This window comes from Nonomuraea antimicrobica (genome assembly GCF_039536965.1).
GTDB classification, from domain to species: domain Bacteria; phylum Actinomycetota; class Actinomycetes; order Streptosporangiales; family Streptosporangiaceae; genus Nonomuraea; species Nonomuraea antimicrobica.
Genome location: NZ_BAAAZP010000027.1, coordinates 134,245 through 150,982, shown reverse-complemented (window position 1 = coordinate 150,982; position 16,738 = coordinate 134,245). Strand labels below are relative to the sequence as shown.

Here is a 16,738-nt window from a genome sequence, read left to right as displayed (position 1 = left end):
CGCGTCAGCCTGCGGGCCCGGCGCTTGGTCGCGCCGGTCTTGACGCCGTAGCCGACCAGCACCGACTGGCGTTCCTCCTTGGGCGCCGGGCTGCCGTGGACGCCCGGCTCCACCGCGCCCTCCGCCGGCGGCTGCGGCACCATGTCGTCGGCCCCCGCGGGGACCGCGCCCGCCGCGGCAGGCGGGGCAGGCGCGTCTGGCCCGTCCTCCGGCGTGTCCACGGCGATGATCGGGACGCCCACGTCGACCGTGTCGCCCTCTGCCGCCATCAGCCCGGCCACCACCCCGTCCCACGGGATCGGCAGCTCGACGATCGACTTGGCCGTCTCGATCTCCACCACGATCTGGTTGACCTTGACGTCGTCGCCCGCCTTGACGTGCCAGCGGACGATCTCCGCCTCCGTCAGGCCCTCACCGACGTCCGGGAGCTTGAACTCGCGTCGCATCGCAGATCCCCTCAGAACCCGAAGGTCCGGTCGACGGCGTCGAGCACCCGGTCCAGGTCGGGCAGGTAGTGCTCCTCCAGCTTCGACGGCGGGTAGGGGGTGGAGAAGCCGCCGACGCGCAGCACGGGCGACTCCAGATGGTAGAAGCACTGCTCGGTGATCCTGGCCGCCAGCTCGGCGCCGAAGCCGTTGTTGACCGGGGCCTCGTGCACGACCACGACCCGCCCGGTACGCCGGGCCGACTCCATGACCACGGCCTCGTCCAGCGGGTTGAGCGAGCGCAGGTCGACGACCTCCAGCGAGCGCCCGTCGTCCTCGGCGGCGGTGGCGGCCTCCAGGCAGGTCTTGACCATGGGACCGTAGGCCAGCAGCGTCACGTCGGTCCCCGGCCGCACCACCCGGGCCGCGTGCAGCGGCGCCCACCAGTCGGTCGAGGAGGTGTCGAGGTCGGCCTTCTCCCAGTAGCGGCGCTTGGGCTCGAAGAAGACCACGGGGTCGTCGGTGCGGATGGCCTGCTGGATCATCGTGTACGCGTCGGCCGGGTTGGAGCAGGCCACCACGCGCAGGCCGGCCGTGTGCGTGAAGTACGCCTCAGGCGACTCGCTGTGGTGCTCGACCGCGCCGATGCCGCCGCCACAGGGGATGCGTACGACGACGGGCAGTTTGATCGCGCCCAGCGACCGCATCGGCATCTTGGCGAGCTGGGTGATGATCTGGTCGGCCGCCGGGAAGACGAAGCCGTCGAACTGGATCTCGCACACCGGCCGGTAGCCGCGCAGCGCCAGCCCGATCGCGGTGCCGATGATGCCGGACTCGGCCAGCGGCGTGTCGATCACGCGGTCCTCGCCGAAGTCCTTCTGCAGCCCGTCGGTGACCCGGAAGACGCCGCCCAGCTTGCCGACGTCCTCTCCCATGATGAGGACCTTGGGGTCGTCCTCCATGGCCTTGCGCATGCCCTCGTTGAGCGCCTTTGACAAACTGAGCACGGTCACTTCTCGAACCCCTCCAAATACGCGGCGAACTGCGCGCGCTCCTGATCGATCAGGGCGTGGGGCTCGCTGTAGACGTGGTCGAAGATGGCGAGCGGCTCGGGGTCGGGCATGGCCAGGCAGCGCCTGCGCAGGTCCGCGCCGAGTTGGTCGGCCTCGGCGCTGACGGCGTCGAAGAACGCCTGGTCACCCTGCTCGGTCCTGAACAGATATGACTTGACCCGCTCGATCGGGTCTTTCAGCTTCCACGCCTCCAGCTCGCTGGCCACCCGGTAGCGCGTCGGGTCGTCGGTGGTGGTGTGGGCGCCCATCCGGTACGTGAACGCCTCGATCAACGTCGGCCCCTGCCCGGTACGCGCGGCTTCGAGCGCCTTGCGCGTCACCGCCAGGCAGGCGAGCACGTCGTTGCCGTCGACCCTGATGCCGGGGAAGCCGAAGCCGGAGGCCCGCCGGTAGAGGGGGATGCGGGTCTGCTTCTCCAGCGGCTCGGAGATGGCCCACTGGTTGTTCTGGCAGAAGAACACGATCGGCGCGTTGAACACGCTGGCCCAGATGAACGACTCGTTGACGTCACCCTGCGAGGTCGCCCCGTCGCCGAAGTAGACGATGGTCGCCGCGCTGGCGTCGTCGCGTTGAATGCCCATCGCGTAGCCGACGGCGTGCAGCGTCTGGCTCCCGATGACGATCGTGTACAGGTGGAAGTTGTGCTCCTTGGGGTCCCACCCGCCGTGGTTGACCCCTCTGAACAGGCCCAGCAGCTTCACCGGGTCGACGTCGCGGCACCACGCGACGCCGTGCTCGCGGTAGGTGGGGAAGGCCATGTCGGAGTCGGTCAGCGCCCGGCCCGATCCGATCTGGGCGGCCTCCTGGCCCAGCAGCGAGGCCCAGATGCCCAGCTCGCCCTGGCGTTGCAGCGCCACGGCCTCCAGGTCGATGCGCCGGACGAGCACCAGGTCGCGGTAGAGCGACCGGATCTCCTCAGGGGTCAGGTCGATGTCGTAGTCGGGATGCTCGATCCGCTCGCCCTCGGGGGTGAGCAACTGGACGAGCTCCGGAGGTGCGTCAGCACCACGAGAGGCGTCGAGTGTCACGTGCCACTCCTTGGTCGGGGGCCGGTTCGCTGGGGTTGCCACCTTGCCGGCCTTGTACCTGGCGCCGAACCGGGAGGTGGAGGTTCGTACGCTTTTGGGGCCATCGTGGCAGACGTCACAGCCCTGTGCGCAAGCCCCATGTCCTCCCCGTTCCCGTTGTGTGGGCAGCCACACGCGCCGGTAGGCTGTGCTTCCCACCCCACTCACCCACCGCTCCCAGGAGGAACGCAAGTGGCCCGCGTCATCGTGGACGTCATGCTGAAGCCCGAGATCCTCGACCCGCAGGGCCAGGCGATCGCCAGGGCGCTGCCCAGGCTCGGCTTCTCCGGCGTCTCGGCCGTGCGTCAGGGCAAGCGCTTCGAGCTCGAACTCGAAGGCCCGGCCGACGAGGCGGCGCTGGAGGAGGTACGCAAGATGGCCGAGACACTTCTGGCCAACACCGTGATTGAGGACTACACCGTCCGGGTTGAGGGGTAGAAGTCACATTTGGTGCACTGATTTCCCCCGGGACGGTTAAAGCGGGGTTCTGACGTGCCACAATGCCACGGGCTTGCCAACACTAAATAACAACAACGTGATTTTGCGGTTAGCCCCGTTTTCTCAGGGAAACCTACTCCAGGTGACATTCCGGAGCCCGGAGGAGTCCGGTGGATATTGAGTTCTCGTTGGCACTGCCTCGGGATGCGATCGGCATACCGATGGTCAGGCGAGTGCTAGGCGACGCCATGCGTTCACTCAACGTGAGCGAGACGTGCATCGCCGACATGCTGCTCGCCGTTTCCGAGGCCTGCTCCAACGCGGTCCGGCACGGAGGGCCGGCCAACCGCTACGAAGTGACGGCGGCGATCGGTTCAGGCCAGTGCGACGTACGCGTGGCCGACAACGGTGACGGCGTGCCCAGCATGCCCCCGCACTTCCCGCCTCCCGACACCGAGAACGGCCGCGGTCTGCTCATCATGCGTTCCGTGGTCGACGAGATCTCCTTCGGCATCACGCCCGGCCGGGGCACCACGGTCCACCTGCGCAAGCTGCTCGCCTGGGACGACGACGCCGCCAAGGCCCGTCCGCGCGAGCTGGCCGCGGTCTGACCTGCCCCTGTCCGCGCCGCTTCGGGGTTGTTCACGGGCTGCCCGCGCATCGCACGAGCCGATGCCGACCACGCGGGAGCACCCGATAACCTGAGTACACCGCCGTCCACCCCGATGGGACGGTGACGCGCGCACTCCTCCGGAGGGGACGACCACCATGAGCGCTGCCCGTGTGGGCGTAGTCACGTTTCCAGGAACTCTCGACGACCAGGACGCGGCCAGGGCCGTTCGCCTCGCGGGCGGGCAGGCCGTCCCGCTGTGGCACGCCGACCGCGACCTGAAGGGGGTCGACGCCGTCTTCCTGCCCGGTGGCTTCTCCTACGGCGACTACCTGCGCTGTGGGGCCATCTCGCGCTTCGCGCCGCTCATGGACGAGCTCGTCCCGGCCGCGCGGGCGGGGCTGCCGGTGATCGGCACCTGCAACGGCTTCCAGATCCTCTGCGAGGCGCACCTGCTGCCCGGCGCGCTGACCCGCAACGCCTCGCTCCACTACGTCTGCCGTGACCAGCGGGTCCGCGTCGAGCAGACCGCGACCGCCTGGACCAACGCGTTCGAGACCGGCCAGGAGATCGTGCTGCCGATCAAGCACGGCGAGGGCCGCTACGTGGCCTCCGACGACACCCTCGCCGCGCTCGAGGCGGGCGGCCACGTGGTGGTGCGCTACCTCGGCAACCCCAACGGCTCGCTCAACGACATCGCGGGCATCCGCAACGAGGCTGGCAACGTCGTCGGCCTCATGCCGCACCCCGAGCACGCGGTCGAAGAGCTGGTCGGCGCCCCGAGCACCGACGGCCTCGGCTTCTTCGCCTCCATTCTGAAGAACCTGGTGAACACGTGAGCGAGCGAATCATCGGACACAGCACCGACAGCGTCGAGCGGGCCGCCGAGACGCCCGACGAGCCGATGCCCTTCGCCGAGCTGGGGATGAAGCAGGACGAGTACGACCGGGTCAAAGAGATCCTGGGCCGCCGTCCCACCGGGTCCGAGCTGGCGATCTACAGCGTCATGTGGTCCGAGCACTGCTCGTACAAGTCGTCCAAGGTGCACCTCAGGCAGTTCGCCACCAAGGCGCCCAAGTCGGAGGCGCTGCTCGTGGGCATGGGGGAAAATGCCGGCGTCGTGGACATCGGCGACGGCTGGGCGGCCACGTTCAAGATCGAGTCGCACAACCACCCCTCGTACGTCGAGCCGCACCAGGGCGCGGCCACCGGCGTCGGCGGGATCGTCCGCGACATCATGTCGATGGGCGCGCGCCCGATCGCCGTCATGGACTCCCTGCGCTTCGGCGCGGCCGACGCCGTCGACACCCGCCGGGTGCTGCCCGGCGTGGTGGAGGGCATCAGCAGCTACGGCAACTGCCTGGGCCTGCCCAACATCGGCGGCGAGGTCGTCTTCGACCCCTGCTACCTCGGCAACCCGCTGGTCAACGCCCTGTGCGTGGGCCTGCTGCGGAAAGACCAGATCAAGCTGGCCACCGCGCCGGGCCCCGGCAACAAGGTCGTGCTGTTCGGCGCCTCCACCGGCCCCGACGGCATCGGCGGCGCGTCCGTGCTGGCCTCCGCGACGTTCGAGGACGAGTCGCAGGCCAAGCGGCCCGCCGTGCAGGTGGGCGACCCGTTCATGGAGAAGCTGCTCATCGAGTGCTGCCTGGAGCTCTACGCGGCCGACGTGGTCGTCGGCATCCAGGACCTCGGCGCGGCCGGCGTCTCCTGCGCCACCACCGAGCTGGCCGCCAAGGGCACCGGCGGCATGCGCGTCGACCTCAACCTCGTCCCGCTCCGCGACCCCTCGCTCAGGCCCGAGGAGATCCTCATGAGCGAGTCGCAGGAGCGGATGATGGCCGTGGTCCGGCCCGACGACATCCCCGCGTTCATGGCCGTCTGCGACAGGTGGGACGTGCCCGCCACCGTCATCGGCGAGGTCACCGACACCGGCCGCCTGGTCATGACCTGGGACGGCGAGGTCATCGTGGACATCCCGCCGGGCACCGCGGCCGACGACGGCCCGGTCTACGAGCGTCCCTTCCACGAGCCCGCCGGGCAGGCCGCGCTCAACGCCGACAACCCCGACCGGCTGGAGCGGCCCGCCGACCTGCGCGAGACGCTGCTGCGGCTGCTCGGCTCGCCCAACCTGGCCTCCAAGGAGTGGGTGACCTCCCAGTACGACCGCTACGTACGCTCGAACACCGTGCTGGCCCAGCCGGCCGACGCGGGCATGCTGCGCATCTCGGAGGTCATGGAGGGCGCGGAGCCGACGACGCGGGGCATCGCGCTGGCCACCGACGGCAACGGCCGCTACGCCAGGCTCGACCCGTACGCGGGGGCGCAGCTCGCGCTCGCCGAGGCGTACAGGAACGTGGCCGTGACCGGGGCCGAGCCCCTGGCCGTCACCAACTGCCTCAACTTCGGCTCCCCGGAGGACCCCGAGGTCATGTGGCAGTTCGCCGAGGCCGTACGCGGCCTGGCCGACGCCTGCAAGACGCTGGGCGTGCCGGTGACCGGCGGCAACGTCTCCTTCTACAACCAGACCGGCGCGACGGCCATCCACCCGACGCCGGTCGTGGGCGTCCTCGGGGTCATCGACGACGTGGCCAAGCGGGTGCCGTCCGGGTTCGTCGCCGACGGGCTGAAGATCGTGCTGCTCGGCGACACCCACGAGGAGTTCGGCGGCTCGGAGTGGGCGCACGTCGCGCACGGCCACCTCGGCGGGCTGCCGCCGCGGGCGGACCTGGAGGCGGAGCGGGCGCTGGCCACCGTCCTGGTGGAGGCGGCCCGCCGCGGGCTGCTGGAGAGCTCGCACGACCTGTCCGACGGCGGGCTGGCCGTCGCGCTCGCCGAGTCCTGCCTGGCGCGGGGCGTGGGCGCGTCGGTGGAGCTGACCGGTGACGCGTTCACCGACCTGTTCAGCGAGTCGGCGTCGCGGGCGCTCGTGGCGGTGCGGCCGGAGGCTTACGCGGCGCTCGCCGCGCTGTGCGGCCGCCACGACGTGCCCTGCTACGGGCTCGGCGTGACCGGCGGGGCCGCGCTGGCGGTCGAGGGCGTGTTCGAGGTGCCGGTCGAGGAGCTGCGGGAAACGCACGCGGCGGCGCTTCCCGCGCTGTTCGGCTGAGCCGCTGTTCGTACAGAAGGGCCGGTACGCGAGTCCGTACCGGCCCTTCGGCGTTCCGTTACGCCTTCTTCAGGCAGACGACGTAGACGCTGCCGCTGACGCTTGTGCCGCCTCCGCTGCCGCCGCCGTAGGTCTTCTCGTCCTTGCCGGGAGCGGGGGTCGGAGTGGAGGTGCTGGTGGTGCTGGTGGTGGTCGCGGTGGCCAGGCCGTTGTTGCCGTAGCCGTTGTCGTCCTTGACCACGGTGACCTTCCAGCCGCTGCCGTAGGGAGCGCTGGTCGTCACGACGGCGTTCTTGAGCGTGCCGAAGGAGAAGCCGCCTCCGGTCGCCGGGTCGCCCTTGTCGCAGCTTGCGGTTTCCGAGCCGGTCGACCTGATGCTCTCGGACCTGGTGTAGGTGGTGAAGGCGGCGCCGGTGCCGGGGTCACCCTTCGGGCCCTGGGGACCCTGGGGGCCCTGCTTGCCCTGCTCGCCCTGCGGGCCCTGTGCGCCCTTGGAGCCCGGCTCGCCCGGCTTGCCCTGCGGGCCCGCCTCACCCTGCTTGCCCTGCTCGCCCTTGGCCCCTTCCTCGCCCTTGGGGCCCTGCGCGCCGGTCTCGCCCTTGGGACCCTGGGCGCCGGTCTCGCCCTTGGCGCCCTGGAGGCCCTGCTTGCCCTGCGGGCCCGCCGGGCCCGTCTCGCCCTTCACGCCCTGGAGACCCTGCTTGCCCTGCGGGCCGGCCGGGCCGCGCTCCCCCTGCTGCCCCGTCTGCACGGTGGTCGTCGAGGCGCCGCCGCCGATCAGGATGCGCTCCTCCGTCTTCCTGCACTTCGTCGACGGGTTGACGATGCGGGCGTACCGCGTCTTCTTGTGCACGCACGCGTGCACCTCGGCGGCGGCCGACGAGGCGGTGGCGACGCCGCCGACGGTGAGGAGCGAGACGGCCAGCGCCCCGACCGTGGCGAGCGTGATCGTACGCCCGCCGCGAACCTTGATAGCCACGGTTTTCCTTCCAGAGGAACGAGTGATGCTCATGTTGTGCATGAGATTCACGCTTCAAACGTTCCAAAGGATGACGCCAACTACATAACGTATTTGTCACGAAACGGAGGGTTACTGACCAGATTGACCGGATGTTGGCGACCGGAGTGAGTAAAACGACACATTCCGGTCTCCGGCGGCCCGTGGATAATCGGTCTGTGCCAACGCCGGGTTCCACCCCTCACCTCCCCCCGGCCACCCAGCCCGTGCGCGGGGTGGTCTGGGGCCTCCACCTGGTCCTGCCCCTGCTCGGGCTCTGGTTGCTGCTCTCGCAACCCGACGTCAACGTCTTCTGGCAGCACAACCCGAGCCACTTCTGGCTGATCGTCCTGGTGGCCGGGGTCAACGTCGGGCTCGGCCTGCTCATCAGCGAGGCGTCGCGGCGGCGGCAGGACGCGCGGCTGTTCCTGGTCTCGATGGTCTTCCTGGGCAGCGCCGGGTTCTTCTTCCTGCACGGGCTGGCCACGCCGGGGCTCATCCTGCCCCGCGGCTCGGTCGGGTTCGATCTCGGGCAGCAGGTGGGGCTGTCGATCGCGTCGGTGTTCGCGTTCGCCTCGGCGCTGGCGCTGGACGAGAAGGCCGCCGACGCCGTGCTGAGGTCGCAGCACTTCGTGCGCGGCGTGCTCATCGGGTTCATGGCGCTGTGGGGCGTGGTGTCGCTGGTGCCGGGGCTGACGCCGCTCAGCGAGCCGCCGACGGTCTCGCCGATCGACTGGCTGGCGTGGGCGTCGGTGCCCGGCGTGCTGCTCTACGCGGCGGCCGGCGTGATGATGTTCCTGCTGCACCGGCGGCGGCCTTCGGCCATGCTGATCAGCCTGATCACCGCGTACGCGCTGCTGGCCGAGTCGATGGTCGCCGGGATGTCGCAGCTCAACTGGCACCTGTCGTGGTGGGAGTGGCACCTGCTGCTGACCCTGGCCTTCGTCTTCGTGGCCTACAGCGCCTACCTGCAGTTCCGGCGCGAGGGGTCGAGCGCGGGGCTGTTCGACTCGGTGGCGCTGTCGGCGACCGTGGCCCGCATCCGGCGCGACTACGACGAGGCGCTGGAGGAGCTGGTCGAGCACGTACGCAGGGGCGAGCCGCTGGCCGCGACCCGGTTGTCGGGCAAGTTCCGGCTCAACGAGGGGCAGGCCGCGGTGCTCGACCGGGCCGGCGCGGCGCTGGCCAACGAGCGGGAGCTGTCGGAGCGGCTGGCCGCGCTGGTTGCGGTGAGCGCGCAGACCAGGGTCGGCCTCCCGGAGGACCAGTTGCTGACGACGTCGCTGGAGCGGGTGCGGCAGGCGTACGGCGACGTCAAGATCGCCCTGGTGGCCGACGGGGCGACCCGGATCGGCTCGCGCGACTACCACTTCACCGACGGCAACCCGATCAGGCGCGAGCGGCTGCTGGCCTTCCCGCTGACCGTCAAGGGCAACGTGGCGGGCGTGCTGGAGGTGCCCGTCGGGCGCACCGGCCAGGACGAGGCGCTGGCCGCCACGCTGGCCGGCCAGCTCTCGATCTCGCTGGAGAACGCCCGCCTCTACCAGGAGCTGCACACGCTCTTCCACCAGTACATGTCGCCCGACGTGGCCCACGCGCTGCTGGCCGACCCCGGTCAGGCGGCGCTGGGCGGCGAGCTGAGGGAGCTGACCGCGCTCTTCGCCGATCTCAAGGGCTTCACCACGTTCTCGGAGAGGGTGACGCCCGGCGAGATCGTCGAGATGCTCAACCGCTACCACACGGCCGCCGTCCCGTGCATCCTGAACAACGGGGGCACGATCGTGCAGTTCGTCGGTGACGCGCTGCTGGCGCTGTTCAACGCCCCGGCCACGCAGGCGGGGCACGCGCGGGCGGCCTGCCGGGCCGCGCTGGAGATGCAGCGGGCCGCCGCCGAGGTGGCCGAGGAGATGGCCTGGAAGCGGGTGGACGACGTGCAGTGGCCGACGTTCCGGGTGGGGGTCAACACCGGGCCCGCGCTGGTCGGCAACATCGGCAGCCCCGAGCTGCGCGGCTTCAACGCCATGGGCGACTGCGTGAACGTGGCCGCCAGGCTCCAGGCCCTCGCCGAGCCGGGCACCGTGGTCATCGGCGAGACGACGTACCGGCAACTGGGCGCCGGCGTCTCCGTGAGCCCTCTGGGGCGGCTCAGCCTCAAGGGCAAGGAAGAGCGCGTGGCGGCCTACGTGCTGACCGAAATGACGTAGAAGGGCATAGAAGCGCGAGGTGGGTGCCGACATAATCGGCGCATGGATCCAGAGCCCGGCGAGTTCCTGACCCTGCTCACCGCCGAGGAGGTCGGGGCCCTGCGCTCGGCCGGCCGGCTGCGACGCTGGGAGCGCGGCACCACCGTCATGACCGAGGGCGACACGTCCGACTGGGTGCTCGTGCTGCTGGAGGGCCGGGTCAAGTGCTCCTCGCACACCAACAGCGGCACCGAGGTGGTGCTGGCCGTACGCGGCCCCGGGGCGCTGCTCGGCGAGCTGTCGGCCATCGACGGCTCGCCCCGATCGACCACGGTGACCGCGCTGGAGCCGATCTCCGGCATCGTCGTACGCGACTTCATCGCCTTCCTCGAGGCCCACGGGCGCATCGCCGTCCTGCTCATGCGGCTCGTCAGCGGCAAGCTGCGCGACTCCGACAGGAAGCGCATCGAGTACGGCGCGTACGACACCACCGGCCGGGTGGCCACCCGCCTGCTGGAGCTGGCCGACCGCTTCGGGGAGCACACCACCAGCGGCGTACGCGTGGCGCTGCCCCTGTCGCAGGACGAGCTGGCGGGCTGGACGGGCGCCTCCCGCGAGGCCGTCAGCAAGGCCCTGCGCACGCTGCGCGACCGGGGCCTGATCGAGACCGGCAGGCGGCGCGTGGTGATCCACGACCTGGAGGGGTTGCGCAAGCGAGCCCGGTGAACCCCGGCGCCCCTGGCGCCCCTGGCGACAAATCGGACGTACGTCGTACGTCATAGTGGAGTGCATGGTCGCGGTCACCCCCCGGAACGACGCCAGCCTCCGTTACGCCTGGCGGGTCTGTGCGGTCACCAGCCTGGGCCTCATCCTCATCGGCGTCGCCGGCAGCACGCTCAACGTGGCGCTGCCGACGGTCGTGCGGCACTTCCATGCCGACGCGCTCGAATCGGGCTGGATCCTGCTGGCGTTCCTGCTGGTCAACACCGCGAGTCTGGTGTTCTTCGGCCGGGTGGCCGACCTGCTGGGCAGGCGTGAGGTCTATCTGGCGGGCTTCGCCCTGTTCACGGTGGCCTCGCTGCTGGCCGGACTGTCGCCCAGCGTGTGGTTCCTGATCGCGATGCGGGTGTTACAGGCGATCGGCGCGGCCATGATCCTCGCGAACGGCACCGTGATCATCACCGACGCGTTCCCGCCCGACCGGCTCAGCCAGGGCATGGGCGTCTACATCGGCACGTTGTCGGTGGCCCAGCTCGCCGGCCCCACCCTGGGCGGCCTGATCGCGGAGACGGCCGGCTGGCAGTGGATCTTCTGGGTGAACGTGCCCGCCGGGCTGGTGGCGTTCGGCGTGGGGGCGGCGGTCTTACGCAGGATGCCCAGGCGGCCCAAGGAGCCGGTGGACGCGCTGGGCAACGTGCTGGTGTTCGCGGCGCTGTCGGCGCTGCTGCTGGCGCTGTCGGAGGCGGGCTCCAGGGGGTTGTCCAGCCCCGTGGTGATCGCCGGGGCGAGCGTGTTCGCGCTGTGCCTGCCGCTGCTCCTCGTGGCCGAGCGGCGCTCCCGTAACCCGGTGCTGGACCTGCGGTTGTTCGGCGGGCGGCTGCTGACCTGCGCGAACCTGGCGTCGTTCTGCAACGCGCTGGCCCGCTCGGCGCTGATCCTGGTGGTGGCGCTGTACTTTCAGGCGGCCAGGGGGGTGGGCGCGTTCGAGGCGGGGCTGAGCGTGCTGCCCGTGCCGGTGGGCATCGGGCTGGCCTCGCCGGTCGTGGGCATGCTGGGGCGGCGGGTGCCGCCGTACGCGCTGTCGATCGGGGGCGCGGTGCTGAGCGCGGCCGGGCTCGGCACACTGATGCTGACGGCCGACCCGGGGACGCCGTACTGGGTGATCGGGATCGGGCTCTTCGTGGCCGGCTGCGGCAGCGGAACGTTCCTCACCGGCAACACCACCCAGGTCATGCGGGCCCTGCCGAGCGGGAGCCTGGGCGTGGTCAACGGCTTTCGCGTCATGGTGATGAACGTCGGCATCGTGATCAGCGTCGGCCTCTCGCTCAGCGTGCTCACCGCCTCGGTGGGGCCCGCGCTGCGCGCCCAGGTGTACGCGGGCACACTGTCCACCCTGTCACCCGTGGCCGTGGGACAGCTCATGGACGGCTTCCAGCGGGCGTACGCGGTGTTGTTCGCCGTGGCCCTGCTGGGCGCCGTCCTGGCCGCCCTGGCGTGGCCGGACAGGAGCGCTCAGAGCACGGCGGCTCAGAGGGCCGCCGAGAGCCGCGACTCGACGTCGCGGTAGCGGGACACCGGGATGAGGTGGACCCCGGCGAAGGCGCCGGAGTCGCGCAGCGCGAGCACCTGCTCGCAGGCGGCCTCCACCCCCGCCATGCGGTCGGTGGCCACCCGCTCGACCAGTTCGTCGGGCAGCGCGATGTCGGGGATGGCGGCGGCCAGGGTGCGCGCGTGCCGGACGCTGGCCAGGACCATGACGCCGGCGTAGACCGGCATGTCGGCCGGGTGCTCGTCGCGCCACCGGAGCTGCGCCTCCACCGAGAAGCTGACCTGGGAGAACAGGAAGTCGGCGGTACGCTTCCAGGCCGGCAGCGGGCGCAGCGCGGCGGCGGCCCCCACGCGCAGGCCCGGCGAGAACTCCCGCGCCCCCTCGATCATCGAGCGCCCATCGCCTCGACCTCGTGTGCCACGGCCACGCTCGACACGGTGGCCCGGCCGATGTGGTTGTCGGGGATGAGGAACGAGTGCGCGATCTTGCTCATCGTGCCGATCTGGTGCCTGACGTGCTTGAGGTCGGGCCGGGTGGGGGGTTCGATCTCGCAGATCAGCTCGAAGGTCATGCGCACGACCCTATCCCCGTGCCGCCAGCGCCTCTATGCCGCTCAGCACGAGATCGACGCCGAAGGTGTCGTACAGCTCGGGTGACGTGCCGCTCGTGACCGGCCCGGCCATCTCGACCAGGTGCGGGTACCTCTCGGCGGGCAACGACTGCAGGCCGGCGCGCTTGCCCCGGACGACCTGGTCGATCTCCTCTCCCGACCGGCCGGTCCCCTGGAAGTGGACCGGGGCGTCGGCGATGGCGATCGCGCTCTGCAGCAGGTATTTGGTGATCAGGCAGCTCTCCTCCACGCCGAACCCGGCCGTGCGGGCCAGCCCGAGCGCCCGGTCCCAGACGGCCAGGAAGTTCGGCACCGTGACCGGGTCGATCTGCTCGATCACGCTCTTGGCGCAGGGGTGCGTGCGCAACGTCCTGATCAGACCCTCGGTCAGGTCGCGGAGCTGGGCCTGCCACGGGCGCTCGTCGGCGGGCTTGGGCGCGAAGCCGCCGATCAGGTGGTCGGCCATGCCGATGAGGAGCAGTTCCTTGTTCTTGTAGTGCCAGTAGAGGGCCATCGGGGTCACGCCGAGATCCGTGGCCAGGCGCCGGATCGTCACGGCGTCGAGCCCTTCGGCGTCGCCGATCTCCAGGGCCCGCTCCGCGATCGTCCGCGCGGTCAGTTTTCCCATCACGGTTGACAACTATACGCCGTACAAGTTCAACTATACGGCGTACAAGTACGCCGTATAGGAGGATCTTGCCGTGCGATGGTGGGCGCTGGTCGCGGTGACCTTGGGCACCTTCATGACCTATCTGGACAACAACGTGGGCAACGTCGCGTTGCCCACGATCCAGCGTGAGCTGGGGCTGACGATCTCGGGGCTGGAGTGGATCGTGAGCTCGTACATCCTGGTGTTCGCCGGGCTCATGCTGGTCGGCGGGCGGCTCGCGGACGTGCTGGGCGCCCGTCGCGTGTTCCTCGGCGGGCTGGCCGTCTTCACGCTGGCCTCGCTGGCCGCCGGGCTGGCCACCTCCGGCGCCGCGCTGATCGCCGCGCGGGCCGTGCAGGGGGTCGGCGCGGCCCTGCTGACGCCGACCACGCTGGCGCTGATCAGGCAGATGTTCCCCGACCCCGCCGAGCGCGGCAGGGCCGTGGGCGTCTGGAGCGCCGCCGGGCCGCTCTCCATGGCGCTCGGGCCCGCCCTGGGCGGCCTCATCAGCGAGAACCTGCACTGGGGGTGGATCTACCTCGTCAACGTACCGATCGGGGCGGTGACGGCGGGGCTGGCGCTCTGGGCCGTCAGGCCGTCGGTCGAGCGGGTGCGGCGCGGGCTCGACCTGCCCGGCCTGGTCACGTCCGCGCTGGCCCTGTTCGCCCTGACGTACGCGCTCATCGAGGGCGAGCGGGCCGGCTGGACCTCGGCGCCGATCCTGGCCGCGTTCGGCGTGTTCGCGGCGGCGGCCCTGGCGTTCGCGCTGGCCGAGCGGCGGGCCGCCGAGCCGATGATCGCGATGTCGCTGTTCAGATCACGGGTGTTCTCCGGCGGGATGCTCACCAGCGGGATCTGGTCGTTCGGCGTGTTCGGCGTCTACTTCTTCAGCGCCCTGTGGCTGCAGAACGTGCTGGGCTTCTCCCCCACCGAGGCCGGGCTGTCGTTCGTGCCGATGGCGCTGGTCATGGTCGTGGTCGCGGTGCTGTCGCAGCGGATCGGCGCGCTGCTCGGCATCGGCCGCACGGTGGCGCTCGGGATGGCGCTGATGGGCGCCGCGATCTTCTTCCTCTCGCGCGTCGGGGCCGACGGCGACTTCGCGGCCGTGGCCCCCTGGTTCCTCCTGTACGGGCTCGGCGGCGGCCTGCTGGTGCCCCTGACGGCGGCCGTGCTCGACGGCATGCCCAAGGCCCGCGCGGGCGTGGCCTCGGGCGTGCTCAACGTCTCCCGCGAGGTGTTCGGACTGCTCGGCATCACCCTGCTGGGCGCGATCCTGGCCTCCCGCCAGGGCGCGGGCGACCTTCCGGCGCTGCCCGCCTTCCTCGACGCCTACCAGTTCACCCTGGTCATCGCGGCGGTCGTGGTGCTGGCGGCGATCCCGGTCGCGCTCTACTCGCTGCGCCCCGAGCGTGCCCCCGACGAGCCTCAGACCGCCGCCCCCGCCGTCGTCGGCTCCTCGAACTGAGTGCGGTACAGCTCCTCGTAGCGGCCCCCTGCGGCCAGCAACTCGGCGTGCGTGCCGCGCTCGGCCACCCGCCCGTCCTCGATCACCAGGATGAGGTCGGCCGCCCTGACCGTGGAGAGCCGGTGCGCGATCACCACGGCGGTCCTGCCTTCGAGCGCCTCGCCCAGCGCCGCCTGCACGGCCGCCTCGGAGGTGGAGTCGAGCGCGGCCGTGGCCTCGTCCAGGATGACGACCCTGGGCCTGGCCAGCAGCAGCCGGGCGATCGTCAGCCGCTGGCGCTCGCCGCCCGACAGCCGGTAGCCGCGCTCGCCCACGACCGTGTCGAGCCCGTCGGGCAGCGACTCGACGAGCGCGGCCAGGCGGGCGCGGGTGAGGGCGTCCCACAGGTCCTCCTCGCTCGCCTCCGGCGCGGCCAGCAGCAGGTTGGCGCGGATGGTGTCGTGGAAGAGGTGGCCGTCCTGGGTGACCATGCCGAGCGTGGCGCGGACGGAGTCGGCGCTCAGCTCCCGTACGTCCACCCCGCCCAGCCGTACGGCGCCCGAGTCGACGTCGTACAGGCGGGGCAGGAGCTGCGCGATCGTGGACTTGCCCGCGCCCGACGACCCCACCAGCGCCACCATCTGCCCAGGCTCGGCCCGGAACGAGACGCCGTGCAGCACCTCGACGCCGCCGCGCGAGTCGAGCGTGGCGACCGCCTCCAGCGAGGCCAGCGAGACCTTGTCGGGCGCGGGGTAGGCGAAGCGCACGTCGTCGAACTCGACCGCCACGGGGCCTGCCGGCACCGCACGGGCGCCCGGCTTGTCCTGGATGAGCGGTTCGAGGTCGAGCACCTCGAAGACGCGCTCGAAGCTGACGATCGCGCTCATGACGTCCACGCGGGCGTTGGCCAGCGCGGTCAGCGGGGCGTACAGGCGGGTGAGCAGCATGGCCATCGCGACCACCGAGCCGGGGGCGAGCTGGTCGCGCAGGGCGTAGAAGCCGCCCAGGCCGTACACGAGGGCGAGGGCGAGCGCGGAGACCAGGGTCAGCGCGGTGACGAAGGCCGACTGGGTCATGGCCGTGCGCACGCCGATGTCGCGTACGCGCCTGGCCCTGCTCGCGAACTCGGCCGACTCGTGCGAGGGCCGCCCGAACAGCTTCACCAGCGTCGCGCCGGGGGCCGAGAAGCGCTCGGTCATCTGCGTGCCCATGGCCGCGTTGTGGTCGGCCGCCTCGCGCCGCAGCCGGGCGATCCTGGTGCCCATGCGCCGGGCGGGCAGCACGAACACGGGCAGCAGCACCAGCGCCAGCAGCGTGATCTGCCAGGAGATGCCGATCATCGCGACGAGCGTCAGCGCGAGCGTCACGAGGTTGCCCGCCACGCCCGACAGCGTGTCGGTGAAGGCCCGCTGCGCTCCGATCACGTCGTTGTTCAGCCGGCTGACCAGCGCGCCTGTGCGGGTCCTGGTGAAGAACGCGACGGGCATCTTCTGGACGTGGTCGAAGACGGCCGTACGCAGGTCGAGGATGAGGTCCTCGCCCAGCCCCGCGGAAAGCCAGCGGTTCAGCAGCCCGAGCCCCGCCTCCGCGACCGCCAGCGCGGCGATCAGCAGCGCCACGGTGACCACCACGCCGATCGGCTCGGCGTTGAAGATGGCGTCCACGACCCGGCCGGCCAGCAGCGGAGCGCCCACGGCCAGGCCCGCCATGACCACGCTGAGCAGCAGGAACAGGGTCAGCTTGGGGCGGTGCGGGCCCGCGAAGGCGCCGATACGCCGGAGCGTCGCCCTGGAGACAGAGCGACGCTCCTGCTGGTCGTTCATCGAGTAGAGCTGATGCCAGGCGGTCACTTCCATGCTCATGG

16 protein-coding genes are annotated in these 16,738 nt (G+C 71.1%); 8 read left to right on the top strand and 8 right to left on the bottom strand.

Annotated features, from left to right (window positions below; genetic code table 11):
• From ABD844_RS09085 to pdhA, 3 genes are all read right to left on the bottom strand, one after another.
• The coding region (locus ABD844_RS09085; RefSeq protein ID WP_344874911.1) for a biotin/lipoyl-containing protein at positions 1-446 on the bottom strand (446 nt) is incomplete at its 3' end.
• 11 nt (positions 447-457) lie between these two features.
• Positions 458-1,438, bottom strand: a complete 981-nt coding sequence (locus tag ABD844_RS09080; RefSeq protein ID WP_344874909.1) for an alpha-ketoacid dehydrogenase subunit beta — start codon at positions 1,436-1,438, stop codon at positions 458-460.
• Positions 1,435-2,526, bottom strand: a complete 1,092-nt coding sequence (pdhA, locus tag ABD844_RS09075; protein ID WP_344874907.1) for a pyruvate dehydrogenase (acetyl-transferring) E1 component subunit alpha — start codon at positions 2,524-2,526, stop codon at positions 1,435-1,437. Before pdhA ends, ABD844_RS09080 begins: the two co-directional genes overlap by 4 nt.
• Before the next feature lie 231 nt (positions 2,527-2,757).
• On the opposite strand from pdhA, the gene purS reads away from it, so the two are divergent.
• The 4 genes from purS to purL all read left to right on the top strand — a co-directional run bounded on the left by purS (position 2,758) and on the right by purL (position 6,722).
• On the top strand, positions 2,758-3,003 hold the full coding sequence (purS, locus tag ABD844_RS09070) for a phosphoribosylformylglycinamidine synthase subunit PurS (protein ID WP_344874905.1): 246 nt from the start codon (positions 2,758-2,760) through the stop codon (positions 3,001-3,003).
• Positions 3,004-3,224: 221 nt separating this feature from the next.
• Positions 3,225-3,614, top strand: a complete 390-nt coding sequence (locus tag ABD844_RS09065; RefSeq protein ID WP_344874903.1) for an ATP-binding protein — start codon at positions 3,225-3,227, stop codon at positions 3,612-3,614.
• 157 nt (positions 3,615-3,771) lie between these two features.
• A complete protein-coding gene (purQ, locus tag ABD844_RS09060) occupies positions 3,772-4,452 on the top strand; it encodes a phosphoribosylformylglycinamidine synthase subunit PurQ (protein ID WP_344874901.1) in 681 nt (226 codons plus the stop codon).
• A gap of 65 nt (positions 4,453-4,517) precedes the next feature.
• Positions 4,518-6,722, top strand: a complete 2,205-nt coding sequence (gene purL / locus ABD844_RS09055) for a phosphoribosylformylglycinamidine synthase subunit PurL (protein WP_344874929.1) — start codon at positions 4,518-4,520, stop codon at positions 6,720-6,722.
• Between the two features lie 58 nt (positions 6,723-6,780).
• On the opposite strand, the gene ABD844_RS09050 is transcribed toward purL, so the two are convergent.
• Positions 6,781-7,701, bottom strand: a complete 921-nt coding sequence (locus tag ABD844_RS09050) for a collagen-like domain-containing protein (protein WP_344874899.1) — start codon at positions 7,699-7,701, stop codon at positions 6,781-6,783.
• Between the two features lie 197 nt (positions 7,702-7,898).
• Here ABD844_RS09050 and ABD844_RS09045 point away from each other — a divergent pair, with 197 nt between their 5' ends.
• From ABD844_RS09045 to ABD844_RS09035, 3 genes are all read left to right on the top strand, one after another.
• Positions 7,899-9,923: an adenylate/guanylate cyclase domain-containing protein gene (locus ABD844_RS09045; protein WP_344874897.1), complete on the top strand. Its 2,025-nt coding sequence runs from the start codon at positions 7,899-7,901 to the stop codon at positions 9,921-9,923.
• Positions 9,924-9,965: 42 nt separating this feature from the next.
• On the top strand, positions 9,966-10,628 hold the full coding sequence (locus tag ABD844_RS09040; protein ID WP_344874895.1) for a Crp/Fnr family transcriptional regulator: 663 nt from the start codon (positions 9,966-9,968) through the stop codon (positions 10,626-10,628).
• A 64-nt stretch (positions 10,629-10,692) separates the two neighbouring features.
• The gene (locus tag ABD844_RS09035; protein ID WP_344874893.1) at positions 10,693-12,189 is read left to right on the top strand and encodes an MFS transporter; all 1,497 of its coding nucleotides are present in this window, start codon (positions 10,693-10,695) and stop codon (positions 12,187-12,189) included.
• Here the strand turns inward: ABD844_RS09035 and ABD844_RS09030 are convergent.
• Genes ABD844_RS09030 through ABD844_RS09020 form a run of 3 tightly spaced genes read right to left on the bottom strand, consistent with a single transcriptional unit; the run spans position 12,150 to position 13,409 of the window.
• Positions 12,150-12,560: a methylenetetrahydrofolate reductase gene (locus ABD844_RS09030; protein WP_344874891.1), complete on the bottom strand. Its 411-nt coding sequence runs from the start codon at positions 12,558-12,560 to the stop codon at positions 12,150-12,152. The two genes, ABD844_RS09035 and ABD844_RS09030, sit on opposite strands and share 40 nt — an antisense overlap.
• Positions 12,557-12,742 (bottom strand): hypothetical protein, encoded by a 186-nt coding sequence (locus ABD844_RS09025; RefSeq protein ID WP_344874889.1) that lies wholly within the window; start codon positions 12,740-12,742, stop codon positions 12,557-12,559. Before ABD844_RS09025 ends, ABD844_RS09030 begins: the two co-directional genes overlap by 4 nt.
• A gap of 10 nt (positions 12,743-12,752) precedes the next feature.
• Positions 12,753-13,409, bottom strand: a complete 657-nt coding sequence (locus ABD844_RS09020) for a TetR/AcrR family transcriptional regulator (RefSeq protein WP_344874927.1) — start codon at positions 13,407-13,409, stop codon at positions 12,753-12,755.
• A gap of 73 nt (positions 13,410-13,482) precedes the next feature.
• Here ABD844_RS09020 and ABD844_RS09015 point away from each other — a divergent pair, with 73 nt between their 5' ends.
• On the top strand, positions 13,483-14,895 hold the full coding sequence (locus ABD844_RS09015; protein WP_344874887.1) for a DHA2 family efflux MFS transporter permease subunit: 1,413 nt from the start codon (positions 13,483-13,485) through the stop codon (positions 14,893-14,895).
• On the opposite strand, the gene ABD844_RS09010 is transcribed toward ABD844_RS09015, so the two are convergent.
• Entirely contained in the window at positions 14,856-16,736 is a 1,881-nt protein-coding gene (locus tag ABD844_RS09010) for an ABC transporter ATP-binding protein (RefSeq protein ID WP_344874885.1), read from the bottom strand. The two genes, ABD844_RS09015 and ABD844_RS09010, sit on opposite strands and share 40 nt — an antisense overlap.
• Between the last annotated feature and the right edge of the window lie 2 nt (positions 16,737-16,738).